This window comes from Kitasatospora sp. NPDC054768 (assembly GCF_053612025.1).
Map to the genome: position 1 here is coordinate 1 of NZ_JBSHBN010000358.1, position 1,061 is coordinate 1,061.

1 protein-coding gene is annotated in these 1,061 nt (G+C 73.6%); it reads right to left on the bottom strand.

What is annotated here, in order from left to right; translation table 11 throughout:
* Nucleotides 1–41: 41 nt before the first annotated feature.
* Nucleotides 42–803, bottom strand: coding sequence for a class I SAM-dependent methyltransferase (locus ACWGKU_RS41120; protein WP_401052558.1), 762 nt, complete (start codon nucleotides 801–803; stop codon nucleotides 42–44).
* Nucleotides 804–1,061 lie beyond the last annotated feature (258 nt).

The window sequence follows — 1,061 nt, forward strand, 5'->3', positions numbered from 1 at the left end:
GCCGGGGCCCCTGCCCGGCGGGCCGGCGTCCGGCGGGCCGGCTACGGCTTGCGCGCCTCGATCAGGAACCGCGCCGAGTGGGCCACGAACGGGCCCTCGGCCCGGATCCGGGCGTCCAGCTCGCGCAGCCGGTCGCGGTACCCCGCCACGGTGAAGCCCGGGACCATCCAGATCACCTTGCGCAGGAAGTACACCACCGCACCGATGTCCCGGAACTCCATCCGCAGCCGCTCGGACCGCAGGTCCACCACCTCCAGCCCGGCCGCCCGCGCCTCGGCGCTCTCCCGCTCGGGGCGGCGGCCCTCGCGCGCCTCCGGCTGCGGCCCGAGGAAGTACTCGACCAGCTCGAAGGCCGACGCCGGGCCCACGTGCTGGGCGAAGTACGTGCCGCCGGGGCGCAGCACCCGGGCGATCTCCGTCCACCAGGCCCGCACCGGGTGCCGGCTGCTGACCAGGTCGAAGGCCCCGTCGGCGAACGGCAGCGGCGGCTCGTCGGGGTCCGCGACCACCACCGCGCCCAGCGGGTGCAGCAGGTCGGTGGCGCGGGCCACGTTGGGCGGCCAGGACTCGGTGGCCGCGAGCACGGGCGGGCGCCCGCCCAGCCGTACGGCGCCCGCGAGCACCTCGCCGCCACCCGTCTGGACGTCCAGGGCCGCGGTCGCCGTGCCCAGCCGCCCGGCCAGCAGCCGCTGGTAGCCCCAGGAGGGCCGCTCCTCGGTGGCCCGGCCGTCCAGCCAGGAGAAGTCCCAGCCGTCCACGGACACGGCCTCGGCCTCGGCGATCAGCTCTTCGAAGGTGCGCATGTCCGCATCATCGCGGCGACGATGCCCTCCGGCCAGCGGATTTCGCGCCCGGGCCGTCCCCCGACCAGTTGATCACTTTGCTCAAGGCCGCGGCCTGAACCGGAATATGAAGATCCTCTTCTTTCGGATCACGCCGGGCGGGCGTCGCCGGAACGAAGAGAACCTAGTGTCCTGCGCCTGAAATCCGCTTCATATCTGTAGCCTGTTCCCATGGCACGCATGGGTCGGCCGATGGCCGAGTTGACCTTGACCGGTGAC